Below are 17,219 nucleotides of genomic sequence, written 5' to 3' on the forward strand. Positions count from 1 at the left end.
AGCGAGCCACCGTGCTTGATCGACGCCTTCGCCGTCCCGCCGTACTGGTGGAATCCCGACGACTCGGATTCCTGCCCGACGGAGTTGGCCCCGCCCTGGCTGCTGATCCTGCCGACGGCTGGCACTCGCGGTCGCTGCTGGTCAAGCGGGATCCGACCCAGCTCCGGTTCCTGGCACTGGCGGGTGGCAGCACTGGCAGTTGCTGGGCTGAGCGTCTCCCGCTTCCTCGATCCGTTCACCTACCTCGGCGCCTGGATTCCCGGCATGGTGATGGTCGTGGTGGCCCTGTCGCTGTGGATCCTGTGTCGCCGCCGCCGGCGCGGAACGACTCCTCCTGCTGGCTGTCCCCGCTGTTGCTGGTCCTGCCCGCCGCTGGGCGTCGCCGTGACGCTGGTGACCAACCCACCCCCGCTGGACCACAACACTGCGATCACGCGGGATCCGGCAACCGCCGCAATCAGTCACCGCAGGGACTGGCCGACCCCGGCGTCCACCTCAGACGTCGACATCCTTCGAGGTCCTGCCGGCGCTCGTCGCATCGTTGCAGCGCCGAGGAGTCCCCGTCAGCGCCACCACACCTGGCGACTGGCCGGCGCACCTGCAGTCCCTGATCGAATCCGATCCCGCTGACCGGACACCGATTCAGATCCGCGAGATCTGAGGATCCGGACACCCCTGCCCCGCGACGGCTGGCGGGTCATCGCCGCCGGCGACCCCGTTCACCGCCGAGGAGTGGCAGCAGATCCGGGAGCTGCGCCGGGGCGCCACCGACCCGAGTCTCACCGACGACGAACGGGCGCTGAACGGATGGGCGCTGGGCTGCTCGACGGCCGCTACGCCTGGCAGATCCTGGCACCAGCGGACTGACGCCGCCCCTGGCCGAACACTCACTACGGCTCGAACTGACTGGACTGCGAGGGCCGGGTGACGCACTCGCCGTCGACTCGAGTCGGCCAGGCCGCCGCGCGCTCGGCACCGAGCGACCCCGACCTCCCCCGCCACGCCTGCGGACTCGGCCCGCCTCCCATCGCCGGATCCGTGGTGTCATATGCCTCGGAACCCGAGCGAAGGAGTCCTGGACGTGAGCGACACCCCGGTCAAGATCGGCGTGGTACTTCCCCTGTCCGGTGCCGAGCAACTGTTCGGCAGCCAGGGCCTGCAAGGCGCCCGGATGGCCGTCGGCCGAGATCAACGCCGCCGGTGGGAGTGCTCGGCGGACGCCCGATCGAGCTGGTCGTCGAGGACCAACAGACCGACACCGGCGCTCGCCGAGACAACTGACCGAGAAGGTCATCACCGAGGACCGCGTCCTCGCCGTCATGGGACCCACCAGCAGCGCCGACCGCAACGCGATGCTCGCGATCTGCACGCAGCATCGCACCCCACTGCTGTACGCGACCGACTACGAAGGCGGGCGCCTGTTCCCGGTACCTGTTCTGCTACTCCCCGATCCCCGACCACTACGTCAAGCCGCTCGGTACCGCACCTGATGGCCGACGGCGGCAACTCCTTCGCCATCATCGGCGCGGACTACGTGTGGCCCACATCGATCGGGGCATCCTTCCGCGCGGAGGTCTCCGCCCGCGGCGGGACCGTCGTCAGCGAGGAGTACCTGCCCCCGGACGTCGGCGAGTTCGACAAGAACCTGCAACGCATCGCCGACTCCGGCGCCGACAACGTCGTCATGATGCTGCTCGGCACCAACGGACAGGCCTTCATCCGGCAGTTCGCAGCCCGGCAATGGAAGCAACGTCCCACGTTGACGGTGATGGCCTTCAACGAGAACTACATGCAGGGCCTGACCCCCCAGGAATGCGAGGGCATCATGACCGGCGCCCCGTTCCTGGCCAACCTGAACCGCCCCGAGACCATCTCGTTCGTCGAACGACAGAAGGCGATGTTCGGACCCGACACCGTCGTCAGCTACTTCGCCGAGTCGCACTACGGCCTGCTGATGTTCCTGCACGACAGCCATCGAGAAGGCCGGCACGGACGACCGGGAAGCAGGTCATCGACGCCATGGGCGACCAGACGCTCGTCATCGGCAACGGCCCCGTGACGCTGCGCGCCGAGGACCACCACATGATCCTGAACATGGTCATCGCCCAGGTCCAGGACGGGGAACTGACGATGACCGACTACATCGGTCCGGTCGCGCCGGCCGACCAATGCCGGGGGCACGGTCCGCGGTAGCACGGCGCAGGGGAGGCCGTGACCTGTAACCCTGAGGCGCTCGGGATCCGGCGGTCACGACGAACAGAGCTGCTCCTCGAAAACGCCCGGTGATCGGGTGAAACCCGGGGCCGACCTCGACGGCCGAGACTCGCCGCCGCCCCTTCCAGTGGGACACTGGACGTGAAGCGCAAGGAGATGCGCGACATGCGTGCTGTGCCGTCACTGTTGATCACCGGCGCCGCCGGACTGAGTGTCCTGCTGGCGGCATGTTCGGGCGTCGCAGCGGACACTGACCAGTCCCGGTCCGTCGTCGCGCCCATGGCGTTCACCGAACAGACCAAGGTCGCGAAGGTTGCCGACGGCGACTCCTTCTACGTGGTCGGCCGGGACGTACCGATCCGGATGATCGGCATCGACGCCCCCGACAAGTCCACCGGCGACTGCTACTACGACGAGGCCACCAGCAGCGCTGGAGCGGCTCATCGACATGAAGCGCAAGGTCACGCTCTCGGCCGAGAACCGCAAGTCCTTCTCCGTCGGCAACGGCATGAAGCGCCCGCTTCGCTACGTCAATCAGGGCGGCCGGGACCTGTCCATGCAGATGCTGCAGCAGGGGTACGCGGTGTTCAACACGACCATGACCGAGCGCGCCCGCGAGGTGTCCTACGCCAACGCCGCCCAGTTGACCGCGAGCAAGCGGCTGCGTATCTGGAGCAGCACCTTGTGCGGACCCGCGCCGCCCGCCGCGCTGCGCATCTTCGTCAACTACAACGCCGACCGCTTGGACACCCAGAACATCGGCGGCAAGTACGTGCGCATCGTCAACGACGGACCGCCTCTCTACCTGCGGAACTGGCGGCTGCGGCTCGGCAATCGCAAGTACTACACGATCGGTTCGATCACCCTTCAGACCGGTCAATCGCTCGTGCTGCACAACGGCAGCGGTGCCCCGTACGTCGCCGACGGCGACCAGCACATGTTCTGGGGCTTCAAGATCGATCTTCCCGACCCCCGCACGTCCCTGAACAAGGTCGGTGCCGTGTACCTGCAGGACCCGTCCCGCAACTACCGCTTCTGGTCGATCTGGCCGTGCATCATCAACTGCACCAGCGACCCAGTGATCGGCAAGCTCGGAATCCAGGCGATCTACCACCCGCCCGAAGGCCCGATGTCCGAACGCATCCTGATCACCAACACCTCCGCCGAACCGGTGGACGCATCGTTCCTCGTCGTCGAAGCCGGGTCGTCGGTCTTCGAGATCCCGCGCGGCAACGTCCTACAGCCGGGGCAGTCACTGACGATCTGGGTCCAACCCCACGGCGGCGACTACACGCTCAACCGCGACCGGCCCACCTTGTCCGACGACTCCGACTCGGTGCTGCTGCGCGGCAACGACGGCAAGGTGATCGCCACCCACGATTGGTGAGCCGAATCCGCCACGGCAGTTCGCGGCCGTGCTGCGGATCGCTTCGTTCTGCGGCCCCCGCGCTGGGCCAAGCGTCTTCTCACAGGTCCCGGCGACCACCAACGACTACGCTTGCTCTGCGCTGGGGCGGCTACGCCTCGCCCGGGAGTCCCGAGGGTTCCGCTCGCTCGGCGAACGGACGGTTGTCACGCGTCGCCCGGGGATTCCCGTTCCGCATCTCCCAACGAATGGTGGGAGTCCAGGTCGTAGTTCGGCGCCTGATCCGGCTGCGGATCGCTCAGTAGTCGGTTCACCCACACGAGCATGTCCTCCGGGTCGAACGGCTTCTCCATGAAGAACGACGCACCCGCCGCCCAGCCCTGCCACGTCGTCTCATCGTCCGCGTACGCGGTCAGGACGATGATCGGAACCCCCGACCCCTCGCCCCGCAACTGACGCAGCACGTCCAGACCCGTGATGCCCGGCATCATGTGATCGAGGATGATCAGATCCGGTTGAGACCCCGACACCGCAGCCAACGTCGTCGGTCCGTCCTCGGACTCGAGAACCTCGAAGCCCTCGACCTCGAGCATGTCGCGCAGCAACTCCCGCACAGACGGCTGGTCATCTGCGATCAGGATTCTCTTCCCCCGGCTCATGACGGCATCCTAGACGCGGATCGACACCCATGTCCGTGGGTTATCGCGGAGCCCGGGAGCGCGCCGATGGATGGACCTGGCGAGCCGGAGACGGCTGCGTCGCCGGTCGCTGGCGACCTGGCCGGCATCTACGACGACTTCGCCAGCACCTACGCCGACCACCGCGACGAGTTCGACATCAGCGAAGTCCTCGACGATCTGCGCCGCCTACTGCCGGCGACGGGCGACCTCCTGGATCTCGGATGCGGGGCGGGCGAACCCGTGGCGGCGAGTTTCCTGGCCCACGGCTGGCGCGTCACCGGGGTCGACATCAGCGACAAGATGCTCGCTCTCGCCGCTCAGTACGCACCGGGCATGACCGCGATCCACGCCGACATGCGGGACGTGCGTCTCCCTGGTGAATCTCTGGATGCAGTCACTGCCGTCTACAGCCTGTTCCACGTGCCGCGCTGCGATCACCCCGCGCTGTTCGCGCGAATCCGGCAGTGGCTGCGGCCCGGTGGCCTGGTCATGTTCACCTACGCGACCCGCTCCTACACCGGGCGCGATCGCTTCGAGGGGACGATCTCCTTCATGGGTCGCGATCTGTTCTACAGCCACACCACACCGGCCGAGTTGATGCAACAACTGACTGCCGCTGACCTGACCGTCATCGAGGCTCGGGACCGTCTGATCGGTGGCGAGACGTTCCTGTGGGTCACTGCCCGGCGCTGAGTTCCTGAGTTGCTGCGGCTACTCGGCACTCTCCCCGGATTCGGTGCCGAGATGTCGCCACATTTGGCGACATCAGGGACGGGTATGGCGGGATCGCGGCAATCCGTCGGCGAACTCGGCCGGCACCGGGCTACGGGCACGCCCGGGCTACGGCGCTGCGAGGCTGGGACCGGGCGCTGGCGGATCGGGCACGTCGGGCTCGGCCGGCACGGGCACGGGCTACGGCTGCGCGGTGCCGACCTGACAGCGCGGGACCGCCCCGTACTCCTGGCAGGCGATCAGGACACCGGTGTGGGTGCGCAGCCGGATGGGGTGCTTCGCGCCCCCGGGTCGGGTGAGCACCGGGTCCGGTGCCATCAGATGGTGCGTCAACCGATCGGAGACACCCACGCCCATCCGCAGCACGAGCGACTCACCAGGATCGACGAAGGTCCCGTTCGGGAACTCGTAGACGTGGTCCTGAATCTCCGCGACCACGTACGACAAGTCGACCCGCGCTCCGCTGACGTTGCTGAAGGTGACGGTCTCCTCATTCGGATCGTCGGGGCGGCCCGGCGGGTTCCACACGACATCGATCGTCCAGTTCTCGTTGCCCATGCCGGGATGGGTGCACGCGACTCGACACGGATAGATGCTCCACGCGCGAATGTCACCGTCAGGGTCGAACAGGTACCCCCCACCGCCCGCGTACTTGGACTTGCCGGGGATCGGGAACCGCACCTTGTTCCCCGGCCAGTGGAACTCCGTGGGGGTATCGATGCCGGCGCCGAGGCGGACGATCACTTCGCCTTGCGCCGGGACAACCGCAGCGGCCGGGAAGTGGTAACTGTCGTGAGCGGCAGCCCGCAGCCGCCACCCACCGACCGGAACCGCCAAGTCGCTGAGGTTGCGGATCCGGATGAACTTGTTGCCGGGCGCCGCCCACTCCGCTCCGCTGCCGTTGTAGTTGATCATCAACTGCAGCGGCGACTCCTGACTCGGGCCAGGGGCACAGAAAGTCCCGCTGAACAAGCCCTGGCCAGACGCGGCCGCCGTCTGCGCCAGCGCCGAGTAGAGGTCCTCGTTGATGATCTCCCGGCTGAGCGAGTAGGGCAGCGCCAGTCCGGACTTCAGGATCTCGGCCTGGACGTCCACGCCGCTCGTCAGGAACACGTTGCGCAGCAGTCGTCGGTATCCGCTGTTGGGGTTGACGCGCGCGATCCGGTCGAGCGACTTCAGGACGATCGGACGGCGGTCGACCAAGCGGGTCATGAGGTCGGACGCCTCATGGAATCCGCATTCGCCGTCCTCCATGGTCTGCATTCCCGCGGTGCGGATGATGCGTTTCTTGCGGGTGTCTCCCTGGATCCGAGCCACGATGGTGTCGCCGTCGATGATGTCGAGCACTTTGGCCGACTCGCTCTGGACGGGTCGCCCGTCCGGCACCACCGGATCGGCACTTGCCTGCCGCGCCTGCTGCCCATCCGCGGCACTGGCAGCAGGAAGAGCGATCGCCGCCGCGAGCAGCGCAGCCACGGCGCCAGCGGACCCGAACCCTCGGAACACGCCAGCCCCCATCCGTCCGGGACACCTACTCCTTCGAACGTAACACCGGCTTGGGCGTTGACGCCTGCGAGCGTCCGGAGCGTTGACCCGAGCCGTGTCAGCCGAGTTCGCGGATGGATTGGCGTGATCCGGCCATCCGGTGCCGCCCTGTCGCCGCATGTGGCGCGATCGCGGCATCCGCGGGTCAGGGACCGGGCGTGGCAGCCACGAACAGCGACTGGTTGCCCACTCCGATGCGGCCGTCGGCGTCACCCAGGACGGTGGTCGCCAGACCCACGCCCTGCGGATCGAGGAACGACTGCGACCGCATCCACACGTCAGTGCCCACAGGCGCGCGGGTGAGGTGGACGGTGAGCTCGGTGTTGACGAAGATCAGGTCCCGGGGATTGGCCACGGCCGAGAGCCCACTGCCGGAGTCCGCGACGAGCAACACACGCTCCAGCGGAGCCAACTCCCGATCGGCAACCAGCGGCAATCGGCTGCGCGTCCACGCGGTCGCCGGGCCAGGCGTCTCGAAGGCGCCCTCCACCCACGCCCACTCGATGGCCTGCAGGTAGCCGGGATTCCACCCGGCGGAGTCGAAGGTCCGGAACTCGGCCGGGGGCGGTGGCGGCTCGGTTTCCGTGTCCGGCACCGGTGTGGGCTCGAGCCGGCTCAGCCACGCCCTGGCGATCAGAACCGTCTCGCCGTCGACCGCGAGTTCGGCGTCGGCCATCGCCACTCGGCGCCCCGGACGGCTGAGCGACACATCGACGGTCACCTCCCCGATGGGAACCGGCTTGAGGAACTCCACCGTCAGGCGCGTCATCAGCGCGTCCGTCGGGACGGATTGCCCAGCGGTTTGTGCGGCGATCTCGTGGGCGAGTAGCGCGCTCGGTGGACCACCGTGCATGAAGTCCGGACTCCACGGTCCCACCACGTGCTCCGTGGGCTCGAAACGCGCCGGGCCAACCGGGTGGAAGGCCGGACCAACCGGGAGGAAGGCCGGGCCAACCGGGGGGAAGGCCGGGCCAACCGGGAGGAAGAAGGCGTCAGTCATGGGTTGAACGGTAGTGCTCCTCGGGGGTCGGCTGAGTTCGCCGACAGAATGCTGCGATCCCGCCAACCCGTGCCGTGATGTCGCCGCATCTGGCGGGGTCACGTCGTTGGGAAGCTGGGGCGCGGTTCTGAGGCGACTCGGAGGGAGCTGGGGCGCGGGGCGCGGGTCGGGTCAGGGAACTGGGGCGTGGGCGCGGGCGGAGCTGGGGGCGTGTGGCAACCTGTCGTCGTGCCAGATCCCGTGGTGAACGCCGACTTCCGCACTCCGGTCGGGTGGGGCTCGGGGCACCTGCAGACGGTGCGCAGCAAGGTGGTCCGGCGGCGCTACGAACTGCACCGGTACGGCAGCCAACGCGCCACGCTCGTGGACCTGGATGACGGCACGGGTGATCAGTTGATCGTCCAGTTGCACCGAGCGCGGCAGGTGCCCGACGGCGACCGGCGCCGAGGTCTGGTGGTGTTGATCCACGGTCTGGGTGGGTCCGCGGAGTCTGACTATGTGCGGGCGAGCGCGCTGGGATTGTTGGCCGCAGGCTTCAACGTTGCCCGTGTCGACCTGCGCAGCGCCGGGCAGTCCGGCGGAACGAGCGCGCACATGTACCACGCCGGAAAGACCGAGGACGTCCGTGCCGTACTGCGCCACCTGGCCGACGTGCCCGAAGCCCGCGACAACGAGCCCCTGGCTCCCACGCTCGCGGTGATGGGGTTCTCGCTGGGGGGCGCCGCCGCGCTGAAGCTCCTCGGAGAGCCGCTGGACGGCCTGCCGGTGTTCGCGGGGGTGGCCGTGTCCGCGCCGCTGGATCTGACGGTGGGAGCCGGGTTCCTGAGCAATGCCACGTTCGGCCTGTACGAGAAGTACATCCTGTCGGCCCTGCGGCGTGATTCGCTGCGGTCCGCACCGGGTGGTCGACCCCGGGTCACCGAGCAGGAACGGCGGGGCATCGAGCGCGCCCGGAGCCTGCCCGAGTTCGACGATGTGCTCACGGCGCCGCGCAATGGATGGCGTGACTCGGCGGAGTACTACGAGGTCAACTCATGCAACCAGTTCCTCGGAACCATCACCGTTCCGACGCTGGTGATCCACTCCGTGGATGACCCGATGATCCCGGCGTCGCCCTACGAAGCGATCGACTGGCACGCCCTCGCGGTGTCGGGCCCGGTGCGACGCGCGATCACCGCGCGGGGGGGCCACGTGGGGTTCCACGAACTCGGCAACCCGCTGCCCTGGTACGTCGGGCAGGCCACCCAGTTCCTGACCGCGCAGGTACCGACCCGCCAACTCTGAGCACTGGGTAGTGAGGCGGAGCCAGGTGGATGGCTCGCTGGTGCGGAGCCGGCTGGACTGGTCGCACAAGCAGAGCCGGCTTGACGGATCGCGTCCACGGAGCCGACTCAACGGCGGAGGAGGGAAGGTGGACGCCCTGGCCGGCCCGAGCGACTGACCGGGCGGGCGTCACCAGACCGATCAGCGGGCCGGGATAGCCGCGGACCTCGACCCTGCGAATCTTGGCTTGGCGGACTACCGTCGACGAATGAGCGACACCTTGGAACTGTTCACTGCCGACCCCGGCTCGGTACTCGCGATCGTCGCGCACCCGGACGACCTCGAGTACGGCGCCGCGGCCGCGATCGCGAAGTGGACCGAGCAAGGCCACGACGTCTCCTACCTGCTGGTCAGCCGGGGCGAGGCCGGCATCGACTCCATGGAGCCCGCCGAATCCGCCCGGGTCCGCACTGCCGAGCAGATCGCCAGTGCTGCCGTGGTCGGGGTCAGCGACGTGGAGTTCCTCGATCACCCGGACGGTCTGATCGAGTACGGAGTACCACTGCGGCGGGAACTCGCCGCCGCGATCCGCCGCCACCGACCCGACACGTTGATGCTGTTCAACCACCGCGACTCGTGGGGGTTCCCCGGCAGCCGGAACAGCGCCGATCACCGCAATGTCGGACAAGCTGCCCTGGACGCAGCCGCCGACGCCGGCAACCGCTGGATCTTCACCGACCTGGAGCTGCCCGCCCACTCCGTGAGTCACTGTCTGGTGGCCGGGTCGCCACAGGCGACTCACGCGATCGACGTCACCGGCTACCTCGACGTCGCGGTCGCATCACTGAAGGAACACGCCGCCTACCTGGAGGGCCTGGGGGATCACCCGATGGCCGACCCGGAGTTCGTGCGCGCGTTTTGTGAACAGGCCGGTGCGCGAGCCGGAGTCGGCGCTGCGGTGGCCGTGGAGGTGTTCGGTTAGGTCGTGTTCGGAGACGCTGGGGGTGATCACCACGCCTGGGAGTCCTGGCACATGCGTTGTGCGTTCGGAATCAGCGAGATGCCAGCCGGGCGACAAGCATCGGATGATGAGCGCGAAGAGCGCTCACCGCGAGGAAATCAGCGCGGCAGATCGCCCGGTTCCCGCAGGACACGGCGAGGCCCTCCACGTCGTTGCAGGAGGCTGCCACATCCAGTGACGGTCACCCGGTGGCGCTGAAGGTTCCGGTGGTGTCGATCTTTGTCTTGCCGTCGAAACTCGGGAGGTCAGGACACGAGTAACTGCCGGACAGCGCGGTGTCCGTGAACTCCGTGATGGTGATGTCGCAGATCGTGTGCCAGGAGTCGACATAGGCGTTCGCGTTGCCGGGTGCGGTCTCGACTCTGATGAACGCGTCGACCTCCCCGGACTTGAGGTCACCGGAGACGTTGAGCGCTTGGTCGCCAGTACGCCACCACACGTCGAAACCGTCGTCAGGGGCGAACGTGGAACTCTCGCTGGGGTCGAGCGGGGCGCTGAACACCGTCTGCGTGGCTCCGTCAACGGTCACCTCGGCCGTTCCCGATGTGTAGGAGATCGCCTTGGCCGGACGCGTCGTCGCCATCGTGGTCGGTGTGGGCGACGCCGACGGGCTCGGGCTGGTTTCCCCGCCCCCGCCTCCGCTCCCGCCGCAAGCGGCCAGCACCATCGCCATCGGAACTACGACCCAGGACTTACGCATGGCGCCTCCGCTCGTGATGGCGTCCACGATAGTCAGCGCCACCCCCGTGGTGCGCGTCAAGGACAAGCGACGTCGATCAGACCGGGGTAGCCGGGGGGCCGGTGGCGACCTGGGCTTGGATGTTGGCCAGCGACCCCGTGAACGAGCGACGCAACTGAGCCACGATGTCGCCGAGACTTCCGGCCTGTTGGTGGGAGGCTTCCATCTCGGCCGCCAGGGCCGACAGTTCCAGGGCTCCGAACACCGCCGCACTGGACTTCAGCGAATGCGCCGCCCGCTTCACCGCGTCGGGATCGTCCGCCGCGACCGCCGCCTCCAGCTTGGCGACCAACTCCCCCGACTCGGCCTCGAACACAGTCAGCAACTCGTCGAACTCCTCGCCCATGATCGAGCGCAAGTCGTCCAGAGTGGCCGTATTGACCGCTCCGGCCGCTCCATCGTCGGAGTTGTCCGCGATGACCGCAGGTGTCGGCGCCGGGCTCGGGGCCGTCCATCTGGCGAACACCTCGCCGAGTTGGTCCAGCGTGAACGGCTTGGAGATGTAGTCGTCCATCCCCACTTCGATGCAGCGTTCGCGATCTCCTGCCATGGCGTTGGCGGTCATCGCGACGATCGTCACATCGGAGTTGGGTCCGGATCCCGACCTGATGCGCCGCGTGGCCTCGAACCCGTCGAGTACCGGCATCTGACAGTCCATCAGGACGAGGTCGAACTTGGCTCGGTCCAGTTCGTCCAGCGCCTGCTGGCCATCGGGAACCACCTCGACGGACACGCCCAGCAGTTCGAGCATCCCGACGGCAACGTTGCGATTGACGGCGTTGTCCTCGGCGAGCAGCACCCGCATGCCGGAAGCGTCTGAGTCGCCCCCCACCTCGCGGCGAGGCTTGGGGGTCTCCGCGTCACTTTGTCCAGCCAACTGCATGAGCACATCATGAACCACGGACTGCCGCACCGGCTTGGTCATGGCCAGATCGAACCCCCAGTCGGCGATCCGCCCCTCGGGGAGCCCGACGGAACTGACGCACACCAACTTCACGCCGGCGAAGCGGGAGTCGGCCCGGATCTTGGCAGTGAGCGTCGCGCCGTCCATGCGCGGCATCTGCATGTCCAGCAGCACGATCTCGAACGGCCTTCCCGCGGAATGCGCCGCCTGCATCATCTGCCAGGCCTCGAGCCCGTCCCGGGCGGTGGCCAGCCGCAGATCCCAGTCGCTCAGGTAATGCTCGAGGACAAGCCGGTTGATCTCCAGGTCGTCGACCACCAGCGCGCGGGTGCCCGCCAGCGCCTCCACGCTGCGCAAGTGGTCCTCGGCTTCGGGCTGGCGCGGAAGCGTTAGATCGAACCCGAACGTGGTGCCCTCGCCCTCGACACTCTCGACGGTGAACCGGCCCCCCATGAGCTCGACGAGTTGGCGCGCGATGGCCAATCCCAAACCCGTCCCCCCGAAGCGCCGGGTCATGCTGCTGTCCGCCTGCGCGAAGGGTTCGAACAGCCGCTGGACGGCCTCGGGGCTCATTCCGATTCCCGTGTCGCTGACCTCGATACGCAGCGCCACTTCCTGGTTCGGGTCGGGCTCATCTGAAGACTCCGTCAGATTCGACACCCGGATGACCACCTGGCCGGACTCCGGTGAACTTGACCGCGTTGCCGATCACGTTCGACAGAATCTGGCGGAGTCTCGTGGGGTCGCCGCGCACGCCGGTAGGAACGTCCGGGGGGACGAAACACACAACCTCGACGCCCTTGTCCGAGGCGGCGGCGCTGAAGAGCGTGGCGACGTCCTCGACGGTGGCGCGCAAATCGAAGGGGAGGTTCTCCAGCGTGACTCGGCCGGCCTCGATCTTGGAGAAGTCCAAGATGTCGTTGATGACAGTCAGCAGACTCTCCGACGAGGAGAAGGCGATCGACACGTAGTCCTGCTGCTTGGGGGTGAGCTCGGTGTGTCGGAGCATGTCCAGCATTCCCAGCACGCCGTTCATCGGCGTGCGGATCTCGTGGCTCATGTTGGCGAGGAACTTCGACTTGGCTCCGGTCGCTTCGATCGCGGCCTCGCGGGCGATCTGCGCTTGCCGCAGAGCCGCGGAATCCGCGACCGCCAGCCCGATCATCTCGCCGATGAGCAGCGCTGACTCACGCACGGACTCCGGCACATCACGCGGTTCGGCTGACGCCATGACCAGGCATCCGATGACGCGCTGGGCATGAATGACCGGGATCATCGCGATGACCCAGCCTCCCAGGCGCTCCCGCGTGGCCTCGTCCTCGAAGCCCACCGTCTTCGCGTCCTGCGCGCCCAGCGCGGGCCATTGGACGACGTCGTCCCATCCCACCGGCATGGCAGTGGTGCCGTGGGCGACAACGGGCTGCTCGCAGACGTCGCTGGCGTATAGATGCAGGGCAGTGGCGAACTGCGCATGGGTGGCTTCCGAGAAACTGCGTTCGAGTACCTGCAACACGTCGTCGAGCCGTTCGCGCAGTGGCTTGTCACGCTGCAGTGACTGGCCGACCTCGGCCCGCAACGACGCCGCGAAGGACTCCGCCGCCCGTCGCTGTTGAGCGATCACCTCCACCGTGATGTCCCGCTGCACGGCCACGTAACCGAGGAGGTCACCGGTCGCTGCGTGGTAGGGCGAGATCGTCGACTGCACCCAGTAAACGCCGTCGTCCGGCGAGTCCGGGGCGCGCTTACGGCGGTTGCGCAGGCGCCCGTGCCACACCTGCCCCGCCTTCAACACCTTCCACATCGCTTCGTAGTAGCTGGCCGGGGTCAGCCCGCTCTGCAGGATCCTGGGGTTGGCGCCGACGGCTTCCTCGGCCGTGAACCCGGTAATGACCGTGAAGGCCGTATTGACGTACTCGATGATCCCGTCGGCATCAGTGGTGTAGATCGCGTCAGCGGAGGCGTCCACGGCCCGGGCGAGCCGCCGCTGGGTGTGATCGGACTGCACGATCTCGCTGAGGTCCTGCAGGATCATCCCGATACCCGCCCACCTCGCCCGCGATCGTGATGGGGAACAACTGCACGGACACGGGGACTTCGACGTCATCGGCTCGCACGATGGTGGCGTTGTCGTCGCGCAGGGACGGCCCCGGTCATCAGGTGCCGGCACATCTCGCCGCGGCCCGGGAACTCAGCCGCGGCCTCCTCACTGAGGCGCAGCATGTCGAGCAACGGCTGCCCGACGGTCCACGGGCCGATGATCCGTTGCCCGGCCGGGTTGACCGTCTGCAGGCAGCCGTCGCGTGTCGACATTGGCGTAGCCCGCTGGTCAGGCTCAGTGATGATGGCCTTGCAGCCGATCCCGCTCCATCGCCACTCGGGACTCAGCGGCACGATTCAGATCGTCGTACAGGCCACGCATCTCGTGGGACAACTTGTCCAGGGAACGCTGCAGCAGGTAGTCGCCCTCGCGGTGCTGGGTGTAGGCCTGATCCACCCGTGTCAGGAACGACTGCCACGCCTCCACCGATCCCGGTGCCGAGTCGGCCGACAACCCCACACGCCGCAACTGGCGGCGCAGGGTGGGGTTCAACTCGGATTCGTTCATGCGTCGCGAGAATCCTCACCGATGACCAGCAGCGTCATGGTCTGGTTGTGCAGGTCGCACGCCCCGGAAGCGAACGGGGCGAGTTCGCCGTAGGAGTAGAAGCCCACCTGGGTGGACCCTTCGGGCAGCCGCTCCAGGGTCGCCTCGACTTCCTCTTCGGCTGCCTCGCCGAGCATCAGACGGCGCCCGACACAGGAGATCGCGATGGCCAGCCCGTCGCGCGTCACGTCCGCACCGGCGACCTCGGCGGCATCCTCCGCACCGGCCACCAACTCATCGAAGTTCGCCCGCATCAACTGCGCCATCCACCCCTGCGGCAGGTCGCCGGCGAAGGTCATGGATTGCTCGCTCCTCGTCGACCGCGAGGATCGTGCGCACCAGGTGCTTGTCCGAGTCCGCCGACTCCCGCAATGCGAGGGGGAAGCGCAGGGCGGTCGCCGGCAAGCCGGACGCCAGCTCGCCGAGGTAGTCCTTGTACAGCGCCAAGGCGGGAGCACCGTCGAGTTCGTACAGCGTCGATCCTTCGGAGCGCGTCACCCGCCGCTCGGGACCGAAGATGCTCCAACCGCCGCGGGCGCCGTGCCCGACCCGAACCCGGGTTCCGTAGAAACCGACCGCGGCGACGAGCCGCTCCCCGGGGCCATCGTGATCCAACGCCCACGTCTGCCGGAAATGCGGGCCATCCCCGGCCAGGCCACCGGCGACCAGCACCTCGGCGGGTAGCCCGGAGTTGATGCCGCGGACCAACTCGCTGCCGTTGACGTCGAGACCGGTCGACAGGAGCAGAACAGCGCGCAGATCGTCGCCGCGCAGTTGCCGAGCGATGGATGCACCGGCTTCGAAGGAGTCGGCGATGCCCGGCATGACGGCGCTCGCTGGCCGCAGGTCGGTGTCGTCGAACTGTGCCACCGCCACCGTGACGGTGTCGTCTTCGATGGTCGGGCCCAGTGATCTCGCCCGCTGTGGAGCATCCCAGCACGACGGAGTCCGCGAAGGTGGAGCGGATTTCGTCGAGAACGGAACGGTTCTCCCAGAACCCGCTGGCCGCGAAGATCAGAACCAGCGTGCGGGGACCGGACACGGCGCCGTCGGGCGCAACATCCCAGGCTCCTTGTCGCCACCGGTGAGCCGAGACGTGCATGCGCTACCTCCGACGGTCAGCCTAGTGTCCCGCGAAGCATCAGGGCCGGTCGACGCATCCGCACGGCATGCCGATGCCGATGCCCCTTTGCTCCCGTCGGGCCCAGACTAGGCACCGGGTGCACCCCGATGCTCGGCGCCGGGCAGACGAACTCGGGAGACCAACTCGGCGAGGTCCTCGCGGCTGACCGGTTTGGCCACGAAAGCATCGAATCCGGCGTCGAAGCACGCCCGACGTATCTCGTCTCGAGCATCCGCCGTGACGGCCACGATCAGGGCGGGAGACTCACCGGCCTGTTGCTGCGGCTTGATGTGGCCGACTGCATTGACGCCGTCGAGTTCCGGCATGTGCAGGTCCAACAGGATCAGGTCGAACGCCTCCGCGGACCGGGCCACGGCGTCGGCGCCGTTGGACACCACCGTCACCTCACACTCCAACGACTCGAGCAGAGCCTGGATGACCCGGGCGTTGACCTGGTTGTCCTCGGCGACCAGGACCCGGGCCCCCGCTCCTCCCGGCGCCACAGCCGCGGCCGACTCCTGCTCGGCGGGACGGGCCGGGAACCGGAACTCGAAGGTGGCACCCGCCTCGGGTGACTCCAACAGGGCCCCTGGTGACTCCAGTAGGGACAGCGATCCCCCGAGCAGTTGCGCGAGGTCCCGGGCGATCGTGAGGCCGAGCCCGGTACCTCCGTGGGCCCTCGTCGCCGATGCATCTGCTTGGACGAACGGCGCGAAGATCGCTTCCGACTGCTCCTGGGGGACACCGATGCCGGTGTCCGCGACCGTGATCACGATGTCGCCCTCGGCCACGGCCGCACTGGCCACCACGCGGCCCCCCCTCGGGGTGAACTTGACGGCGTTGCCGACCAATCCGGCGATGATCCGACCGACTTTGTCGGCATCCGACACGAACAGTCCGGAACAGGAGTCGTCGATCACGGGAACGAGTTCGACGCCCTTGCTCCGCGCGACGGCCGCGTACCTGGTGACCACCTTGGTCAGGGTCTGCGCGGGCGTGAACGGCGCCAGGCGCACCTCATCGGTACCGGCTTCCAACTGGGTGTAGTCCAGCAGATCGGTGATGATCGCCACCTGCAGGTTGCCCGACTCCACGATCAGGTCGACGAGTTCACGTTGGCGGGAGTCCAGCAGCGTTGCCTTCAACAGTTCAGCCATTCCGAGGACCCCATTCATGGGGGTGCGCAGTTCGTGGCTGATGTTGGCCAAGAACTGGCTCTTGGCCCGGTTGGCGTCCTCCGCCGCCGCTCGCGCCTGCTCCAGATCCCGGTTCGCGGCCTCGAGTGCCCGGGTGCGCTCCGCCACGCGCTGCTCCAGCGCCGATGCGATGGAGTCCGACGTGGCGTCCAGCGCCGAGCGCCAGGGGTCGGCGCGCTCATCCCAACTCTGTGTGGGTCGGATCTCGAACGCGCACGTCGGGTCGCCTTGCGCGATACACGCCGTCTCGATGGCGAGCAACGGGCTGCCGAAGAATGCCGTCGCCCAGCCGGAGGCGTAGCCCGTCAGCGACGAGCACACCGGTTGCGTGCTGGGACCGAACATCCGCAAGTGGTTCTCGGCTTCGAAGGAGTTGCGCCAGAGCCCCGCCATCTGGAACTCGACCGGTTGCCCGATCGAACCGCAACTCGGTGGGTTCGACGTGGACGATCCCTTCCCACATGTGCATCACGGGCCCCGATGAGATGCGGTCCTGTTCGGACTCCCACACCCCGGATTCGCCGATCACCTGGTAGTCGTCCAAGCCGCAGCGGTAACCGAACTGGCTGAACACGGCCCGCGCGAACTGCTGGCCCAGGTGCTCGACGAGAAGTTCATCCAGCCGGCCCAGCGCCGTCTGCGAGAAGAGCAACATCCGCTGCTGGTTGAGCAGCAGTCGCCCGTCACCGGGCTGGAAGTCGAGCATCGCGCTCAAGTCGATGTCTTCGGCCTTCATGATCCCAATCTCGCCCGATGGTCACTTCTCATTCGCGGCGGGCTCGCCCTCTGGTC

19 protein-coding genes and 2 pseudogenes are annotated in these 17,219 nt (G+C 67.7%); 8 read left to right on the top strand and 13 right to left on the bottom strand.

The features are described from left to right. Positions 1 to 15 precede the first annotated feature (15 nt). The 4 genes from V9E98_00295 (at position 16) to V9E98_00310 (ending at position 2,193) form a co-directional block, all read left to right on the top strand. The gene (locus tag V9E98_00295) at positions 16 to 630 is read left to right on the top strand and encodes a hypothetical protein (GenBank protein MEI2715438.1); all 615 of its coding nucleotides are present in this window, start codon (positions 16 to 18) and stop codon (positions 628 to 630) included. Positions 631 to 1,127: 497 nt separating this feature from the next. Beyond that, positions 1,128 to 1,490, top strand: coding sequence for a transporter substrate-binding protein (locus tag V9E98_00300; protein MEI2715439.1), 363 nt, complete (start codon positions 1,128 to 1,130; stop codon positions 1,488 to 1,490). After that, on the top strand, positions 1,487 to 2,059 hold the full coding sequence (locus V9E98_00305; GenBank protein ID MEI2715440.1) for an ABC transporter substrate-binding protein: 573 nt from the start codon (positions 1,487 to 1,489) through the stop codon (positions 2,057 to 2,059). The genes V9E98_00300 and V9E98_00305 overlap by 4 nt, the downstream gene beginning before the upstream one ends. Next, a complete protein-coding gene (locus V9E98_00310; protein MEI2715441.1) occupies positions 2,020 to 2,193 on the top strand; it encodes a hypothetical protein in 174 nt (57 codons plus the stop codon). The genes V9E98_00305 and V9E98_00310 overlap by 40 nt, the downstream gene beginning before the upstream one ends. 201 nt (positions 2,194 to 2,394) lie before the next feature. Here the strand turns inward: V9E98_00310 and V9E98_00315 are convergent, their stop codons facing one another. Beyond that, positions 2,395 to 2,679, bottom strand: a complete 285-nt coding sequence (locus V9E98_00315) for a hypothetical protein (protein ID MEI2715442.1) — start codon at positions 2,677 to 2,679, stop codon at positions 2,395 to 2,397. Between V9E98_00315 and V9E98_00320 the strand changes: the two genes are divergently transcribed. Further along, a complete protein-coding gene (locus V9E98_00320) occupies positions 2,663 to 3,601 on the top strand; it encodes a lamin tail domain-containing protein (GenBank protein MEI2715443.1) in 939 nt (312 codons plus the stop codon). The two genes, V9E98_00315 and V9E98_00320, sit on opposite strands and share 17 nt — an antisense overlap. A gap of 185 nt (positions 3,602 to 3,786) precedes the next feature. Here V9E98_00320 and V9E98_00325 read toward each other — a convergent pair whose 3' ends face one another. Then, positions 3,787 to 4,239 carry a response regulator gene (locus V9E98_00325; GenBank protein MEI2715444.1) on the bottom strand — a complete coding sequence of 151 codons (453 nt, stop codon included), beginning with the start codon at positions 4,237 to 4,239 and terminating at the stop codon, positions 3,787 to 3,789. 66 nt (positions 4,240 to 4,305) lie between these two features. Between V9E98_00325 and V9E98_00330 the strand changes: the two genes are divergently transcribed. After that, positions 4,306 to 4,953 carry a methyltransferase domain-containing protein gene (locus V9E98_00330; GenBank protein MEI2715445.1) on the top strand — a complete coding sequence of 216 codons (648 nt, stop codon included), beginning with the start codon at positions 4,306 to 4,308 and terminating at the stop codon, positions 4,951 to 4,953. 219 nt (positions 4,954 to 5,172) lie between these two features. On the opposite strand, the gene V9E98_00335 is transcribed toward V9E98_00330, so the two are convergent. Further along, complete coding sequence (locus V9E98_00335) at positions 5,173 to 6,468, bottom strand: lamin tail domain-containing protein (GenBank protein ID MEI2715446.1); 1,296 nt, start codon at positions 6,466 to 6,468, stop codon at positions 5,173 to 5,175. A gap of 214 nt (positions 6,469 to 6,682) precedes the next feature. Then, entirely contained in the window at positions 6,683 to 7,537 is an 855-nt protein-coding gene (locus tag V9E98_00340; protein MEI2715447.1) for a thioesterase family protein, read from the bottom strand. Between the two features lie 228 nt (positions 7,538 to 7,765). On the opposite strand from V9E98_00340, the gene V9E98_00345 reads away from it, so the two are divergent. Then, the gene (locus V9E98_00345; protein ID MEI2715448.1) at positions 7,766 to 8,821 is read left to right on the top strand and encodes an alpha/beta fold hydrolase; all 1,056 of its coding nucleotides are present in this window, start codon (positions 7,766 to 7,768) and stop codon (positions 8,819 to 8,821) included. Positions 8,822 to 9,068: 247 nt separating this feature from the next. Then, entirely contained in the window at positions 9,069 to 9,782 is a 714-nt protein-coding gene (locus V9E98_00350; protein MEI2715449.1) for a PIG-L deacetylase family protein, read from the top strand. 220 nt (positions 9,783 to 10,002) lie between these two features. On the opposite strand, the gene V9E98_00355 is transcribed toward V9E98_00350, so the two are convergent. The 9 genes and pseudogenes from V9E98_00355 to V9E98_00395 all read right to left on the bottom strand — a co-directional run bounded on the left by V9E98_00355 (position 10,003) and on the right by V9E98_00395 (position 17,163). After that, a complete protein-coding gene (locus V9E98_00355) occupies positions 10,003 to 10,404 on the bottom strand; it encodes a hypothetical protein (protein ID MEI2715450.1) in 402 nt (133 codons plus the stop codon). A gap of 193 nt (positions 10,405 to 10,597) precedes the next feature. Beyond that, positions 10,598 to 12,124, bottom strand: a complete 1,527-nt coding sequence (locus V9E98_00360) for a response regulator (GenBank protein MEI2715451.1) — start codon at positions 12,122 to 12,124, stop codon at positions 10,598 to 10,600. Next, positions 12,096 to 13,496 carry a histidine kinase dimerization/phospho-acceptor domain-containing protein gene (locus V9E98_00365; protein ID MEI2715452.1) on the bottom strand — a complete coding sequence of 467 codons (1,401 nt, stop codon included), beginning with the start codon at positions 13,494 to 13,496 and terminating at the stop codon, positions 12,096 to 12,098. Before V9E98_00365 ends, V9E98_00360 begins: the two co-directional genes overlap by 29 nt. A 68-nt stretch (positions 13,497 to 13,564) precedes the next feature. Beyond that, a complete protein-coding gene (locus V9E98_00370; protein MEI2715453.1) occupies positions 13,565 to 13,774 on the bottom strand; it encodes a hypothetical protein in 210 nt (69 codons plus the stop codon). Positions 13,775 to 13,796: 22 nt separating this feature from the next. Then, a complete protein-coding gene (locus V9E98_00375) occupies positions 13,797 to 14,069 on the bottom strand; it encodes a hypothetical protein (GenBank protein MEI2715454.1) in 273 nt (90 codons plus the stop codon). Further along, a complete protein-coding gene (locus tag V9E98_00380) occupies positions 14,066 to 14,407 on the bottom strand; it encodes an FIST C-terminal domain-containing protein (GenBank protein MEI2715455.1) in 342 nt (113 codons plus the stop codon). The genes V9E98_00375 and V9E98_00380 overlap by 4 nt, the downstream gene beginning before the upstream one ends. Continuing rightward, positions 14,343 to 15,210, bottom strand: a pseudogene (locus V9E98_00385) (FIST N-terminal domain-containing protein). Before V9E98_00385 ends, V9E98_00380 begins: the two are co-directional and overlap by 65 nt. A gap of 107 nt (positions 15,211 to 15,317) precedes the next feature. After that, a complete protein-coding gene (locus tag V9E98_00390; protein ID MEI2715456.1) occupies positions 15,318 to 16,748 on the bottom strand; it encodes an ATP-binding protein in 1,431 nt (476 codons plus the stop codon). A 106-nt stretch (positions 16,749 to 16,854) separates the two neighbouring features. Next, a pseudogene (locus V9E98_00395) lies at positions 16,855 to 17,163 on the bottom strand (XylR N-terminal domain-containing protein). Between the last annotated feature and the right edge of the window lie 56 nt (positions 17,164 to 17,219).

The organism is Candidatus Nanopelagicales bacterium (assembly GCA_037045355.1).
GTDB lineage: Bacteria > Actinomycetota > Actinomycetes > S36-B12.

What these genes read in the sequence shown, in the direction of transcription:
- V9E98_00310 (MEI2715441.1), top strand. Translation starts at nt 2,020, where the DNA reads ATGGGCGACCAGACGCTCGTCATCGGCAACGGCCCCGTGACGCTGCGC.
- V9E98_00320 (MEI2715443.1), top strand. Translation starts at nt 2,663, where the DNA reads ATGAAGCGCAAGGTCACGCTCTCGGCCGAGAACCGCAAGTCCTTCTCC.
- V9E98_00325 (MEI2715444.1), bottom strand. Translation starts at nt 4,239, where the DNA reads ATGAGCCGGGGGAAGAGAATCCTGATCGCAGATGACCAGCCGTCTGTG.
- V9E98_00330 (MEI2715445.1), top strand. Translation starts at nt 4,306, where the DNA reads ATGGATGGACCTGGCGAGCCGGAGACGGCTGCGTCGCCGGTCGCTGGC.
- V9E98_00340 (MEI2715447.1), bottom strand. Translation starts at nt 7,537, where the DNA reads ATGACTGACGCCTTCTTCCTCCCGGTTGGCCCGGCCTTCCCCCCGGTT.
- V9E98_00350 (MEI2715449.1), top strand. Translation starts at nt 9,069, where the DNA reads ATGAGCGACACCTTGGAACTGTTCACTGCCGACCCCGGCTCGGTACTC.
- V9E98_00355 (MEI2715450.1), bottom strand. Translation starts at nt 10,404, where the DNA reads ATGGCGACGACGCGTCCGGCCAAGGCGATCTCCTACACATCGGGAACG.
- V9E98_00365 (MEI2715452.1), bottom strand. Translation starts at nt 13,496, where the DNA reads ATGATCCTGCAGGACCTCAGCGAGATCGTGCAGTCCGATCACACCCAG.
- V9E98_00370 (MEI2715453.1), bottom strand. Translation starts at nt 13,774, where the DNA reads ATGTCGACACGCGACGGCTGCCTGCAGACGGTCAACCCGGCCGGGCAA.
- V9E98_00375 (MEI2715454.1), bottom strand. Translation starts at nt 14,069, where the DNA reads ATGAACGAATCCGAGTTGAACCCCACCCTGCGCCGCCAGTTGCGGCGT.
- V9E98_00380 (MEI2715455.1), bottom strand. Translation starts at nt 14,407, where the DNA reads ATGACCTTCGCCGGCGACCTGCCGCAGGGGTGGATGGCGCAGTTGATG.